This is a genomic window from Rhodovulum sp. (genome assembly GCF_011048875.1).
Taxonomy (GTDB): Bacteria; Pseudomonadota; Alphaproteobacteria; order Rhodobacterales; family Rhodobacteraceae; genus Rhodovulum; species Rhodovulum tesquicola.
Genome location: NZ_DSDD01000131.1, coordinates 1 through 4,047 on the forward strand (window position 1 = coordinate 1; position 4,047 = coordinate 4,047).

The following is a 4,047-nucleotide window of genomic DNA, read 5'->3' on the forward strand; positions in this document are numbered from 1 at the left end:
CGCGCCCGGGCGCGCGCAAAGACCATCTCGCGCACCTGCACCCTCAGACCGGCATCCAGCCGCGAGAACGGCTCGTCCAGCAGCAGCGCGCGCGGTTCGGCCAAGAGCATCCGCATCAGGGCGACGCGCGCCTTCTGCCCGCCCGACAGCGTCGCGGGATCGCGATCCGCAAAGCCCGCCAGCCCGACCTCGGCAAGCGCCGCCGCCACGCGCGCCGCCCGTGCCGTCCGCCCCCGCACCGCGCGCGGCAGGCCGAAGGCCAGGTTGCCGCCGACGCTCAGATGCGGGAACAGCAGCTCCTCCTGATAGAGGATGCCCACCCGCCGCGCCTCGGGCGGCTGGCGCGTCATTTCTCGCCCGTCAAGCCACACCCGCCCCGTCATCGCGAAACTCGGTGCCAGCGTGCCCATGATCGCCGAAAGAAGCGTGGACTTGCCCGATCCCGACGGCCCCATCACGCTCAATACCTCGCCCGGCGCGATCTCTGCCTCCAGCGCCACAAGCGGCAGTCCGGCGCGCGTTATCCTCAGTCCCTCCAGCCGCAACCCCGCCATCAGCCTGCCCTCAGCCCGCGCCGGTTCGCCCACAGAATCCGCGGGGCCGCCAGCGCCAGCGCAAAGCCCGCCATCCCCACCAGCGTCTGCGTCAGCGCGGTGACCGCGATCGCCCGCCGGTCGCCGCCCGCGGCCAGCGCGACTGCCTCGGTCGTCAGCGTCTGCACCCGTCCGCCCCCGATCAGCAGCGTCGGCAGGTATTGCCCGACCGACACCGCAAAGCCCACCGCCGCCGCGCTCAGCACCGGGGCCAGCAGCATCGGCAGCCGCACCTGCCAGAACACCCGCCCCGGCCCCGCCCCCAGCGCCGCAGCGACGCTTGCATGGCGTGCGTCCCAGGCCCGCCATGGCGCGGCCAGCGACAGGAAGACATAGGGCAGCACAAAGACCAGATGCCCCAGGATCACCGCCCCCCGCCCCGTATCGACGCCCGCCATCAGCGCGAAACCCTGCAAGCCCGGCAGGAACGCGACCTGCGGCACCAGGAGCGGCAGGTACAAAAGCCACAGGCTGCGCGCCCCTGGCACCAGACCAAAGCGATGCTCGGCCTCCAGACAGGCCAGCACCAGCGCCAGCGCCAGAGCGGTTGCCGCCCCCGCGATCCAGAGCGTTTCAAGTCCCGGCGCCAGAAGCCCCGGGCCATGCCGAAGCCAGCTTCGCGCACTGACCGTCTCGGGCCATGTCTCGGGAAAGGGCCAGAGCCCCACCACCGACCACAGACCCAGCCCGGCCAGCCCCGCGATCACCGCGCCCGCCGCCAGCATGGCCAGCCCCAGCCCGGCCAGCCGCAACACGCCATCGCCCTGTTGCCACGCGCCCGCCTCGGCCCAGACCCGGCCCAACCGCCCCAGCACGACCTCGCCCAGCCGCCACAGGCCCAGCGCGCCGATCACCAGCACCAGTTGCAACACCGCCCCCGCCGCCGCCAGAAACCGCAGCGTCAGATCCGGGTCCGCCATCCAGCGCACCACCTGCACCGACAGCGGCGGCGGCGTGCCGGGGCCAAGGATGATCGCCACATCGATCACCGACATCGAATAGGCCAGCACCGCATAGACCGGCAGCCGGATCTGGGCATAGACGCACGGAAACACCGCCTTCAGCCAGCCCGTCACGCGCCCATAGCCCAGCGCGCGCGCCACCCCCATCCTCTGCGCCGGTCGAACCTGCGGAAGTGCTGCCAGCGTCATGAGCAACAGGAACGGCACCTCCTTGACCACCAGCCCCGCGACCATCGCCAGCCCCAGGGGGTCCTGCACGATCAACAGATCGGGCGGCCGCTCCCACCCCGTCGCCCGGGGCGACAGCGCGCGGGCGATCCAGCCCGAGGGCGCGATCAGGAAGGCAAGGCCAAAGGCCGCCGCCGCATGCGGCACCGACAGAAACGGCGCCAGCGCGCGCTCCAGCCCCGCCATCGTCCGCGTGCCCTGCCACCCCGCGACGAACAACACCACGATAGCCAGCGAGATCGCCGTGGCCGCCAGCCCCACCCCGACCGACAGCATCACCGCCCCCGGCAGCCCCGGCCAGGCCGCCAGCGCGGTCATGGGTGCCGCGCTCGGCCGCGTGCCCCCAAGCGCGGGGAACACCCCCAGCGCGGGGGCCAGCGTACCGATCAGCCCCGCCGCGACCGGCCCCAGCAGGACCAGCAGCGTCAGCAGCGGCGCGCCGCGCAGCGGGCGCATGGGCGGCTACTCGGCCAGGCCAAAGCGCGTGCCCCAATCCGCCTCGATTAGGCGCATCCAGGACGGGTGCGGCTCGGGTAGCGCGGGGCCCAGCTCCTCGGGCGAGAGCGTGGCGATGCCCAGCTCCAGCGCCTCGAACCGCGCGCGGTCCTCGGGCGACAGCTTGTCCATGGCCAGCACCGTGCCATAGCCCAGCACATCCGGATCCTGCGCCCGCGCCTGTGCCTCGGGCGACAGCAGGAAATCGGCCAGAACCATCGCGCCCGCCTTGGCATTGGCGTTGTAGGGGATCGCCACGAAACTTGCATTGCCGATCGTGCCGCCCTCCAGAACGAAGGTCCGCACGGTCTGCGGCAACTGCCCGTTCGCGATCGCAGCCGAAGCCTCGCCCGGGCTGAACGAAATCGCGAGGTCGATCTCGCCATCCGCCATGAGCTGCAATTGCCGCGGCCCGTTCGGCGGATAGGCCCGGCCCTGCCGCCAAAGATGCGGCGTCAGATCGTCCAGAAACGCCCAGAGCGGAGCGGTCACGGCGGCGTAATCGGCCTGATCGGCCGGGCGCAGCAACAGGGCCGGATCCGCGACCATCCCGTAAAGCGCCTGTTTCAGGAAGGTCGTACCCAGGAAATCGGGCGGCTGGGGATAGGTGAAGCGGCCCGGATTGGCCGCCGCCCAATCCAGTAGCGCCGCCATGCTGCGGGGCGGATCGGGCAGCCGTGCGGCGTCATGGAAAAACACCACCTGCGCCATCGCCCATGGGCTTTCCAGCCCCCCGGTCGGCACCGTGAAATCGGCCGTCACCGCTGGCTTACCGTCCACATCTACAAAGCGCCAGTTCGGCAAATCCTCGGCCCAGGGACCGAACAGCAGCCCCGCCTCCTTCATCGCAGCAAAATTCGGCCCGTTGATCCAGATCAGGTCGACCGCGCCTCCGGTATCCTTTCCGGCGGTCTTCTCGGCCAGCACGCGGCTGACGGCATCCGCGGTATCGGCCAGCTTCACATGCTCGACCCGCACGCCATGGCGCGCCGCAACCTCGTCACCGGCCCAGCGGATGAAATCATTGGTCGCCGCCGCCCCGCCCCAGGCGTGCCAGTAAACCACCTGTCCCCGCGCCTCCTCCAGAACCGCCTGCCAGTCGGCGGGGTCTGGTTCGGCCAGCGCGGACCCGGGCCCCAGGGCGGTCAGGGCGGCAAGAACGGCAAAGCGGCGCATCGGCAGTCTCCCTCCGGGTTCATCACCCTTATGCCAAGCCGCCACCGCCCCGCGAAGCCCCAAGCTTGAAAACCCCCGTGATCGACCGAGCACGACCCTTACGCCTCCCTTCTTCTGGCATTGAATATTCCCGCGCGGAGCGCGCCCGGCATCGCCGGGCGCCACGCCCAACCCCGGACAAGCGGGGCGAACGCCCCGCGCCGGCCGGGGGCGGGAGCCGCCCCCTCACCCCGCAAGCTGCCGCCCGAGATAGCCCACCGCCAGCGCAAGAGTCGCGATCTGCGGATAGTCCCGCTCGGGGATATCCACCCCAAGCGCCTTGTGCAGCACCGCCACAAGGTTCAGCCCACCTATCGGGTCAAGCTCCGGATCTTCCTGCAAATGGTCGTCGGGTCCGATCGCTTCCGCTTCGATATCGGGCGCAACCGAGCTGAGCGCGGTCAGGTAGGCTGCACGGATCTCGTCTTCGGTCATGGCTCCTCCGGATGTTGCAAGTGCCGTTCGATCTCCAGCAGGAAACGTGCGCCGATCCGTCCGTCGCTGACGCGGTGATCGGCGGCCAGTGTCGCGGTAACGCTCTGGCGGATCGTCAC

Annotated in this window: 5 protein-coding genes; all 5 read right to left on the minus strand. The window is 70.8% G+C overall.

The window, feature by feature from the left end:
• Window positions 1-554: ATP-binding cassette domain-containing protein (locus ENN83_RS04450; RefSeq protein ID WP_287184512.1), on the minus strand; the 554-nt coding region annotated here is incomplete at its 3' end.
• Window positions 554-2,239, minus strand: a complete 1,686-nt coding sequence (locus tag ENN83_RS04455) for an ABC transporter permease (RefSeq protein ID WP_287184503.1) — start codon at window positions 2,237-2,239, stop codon at window positions 554-556. The genes ENN83_RS04455 and ENN83_RS04450, both read right to left, overlap by 1 nt.
• Before the next feature lie 6 nt (window positions 2,240-2,245).
• Entirely contained in the window at window positions 2,246-3,454 is a 1,209-nt protein-coding gene (locus ENN83_RS04460; protein WP_287184505.1) for an ABC transporter substrate-binding protein, read from the minus strand.
• 225 nt (window positions 3,455-3,679) lie between these two features.
• Window positions 3,680-3,928, minus strand: coding sequence for an acyl carrier protein (locus ENN83_RS04465; RefSeq protein ID WP_287184508.1), 249 nt, complete (start codon window positions 3,926-3,928; stop codon window positions 3,680-3,682).
• Complete coding sequence (locus ENN83_RS04470; protein WP_287184515.1) at window positions 3,925-4,047, minus strand: 2-oxo acid dehydrogenase subunit E2; 123 nt, start codon at window positions 4,045-4,047, stop codon at window positions 3,925-3,927. Before ENN83_RS04470 ends, ENN83_RS04465 begins: the two co-directional genes overlap by 4 nt.

Excerpts from the sequence above, each read along its gene's own strand:
- ENN83_RS04465 (WP_287184508.1), bottom strand. The coding sequence starts at position 3,928 with ATGACCGAAGACGAGATCCGTGCAGCCTACCTGACCGCGCTCAGCTCG.
- ENN83_RS04460 (WP_287184505.1), bottom strand. The coding sequence starts at position 3,454 with ATGCGCCGCTTTGCCGTTCTTGCCGCCCTGACCGCCCTGGGGCCCGGG.
- ENN83_RS04455 (WP_287184503.1), bottom strand. The coding sequence starts at position 2,239 with ATGCGCCCGCTGCGCGGCGCGCCGCTGCTGACGCTGCTGGTCCTGCTG.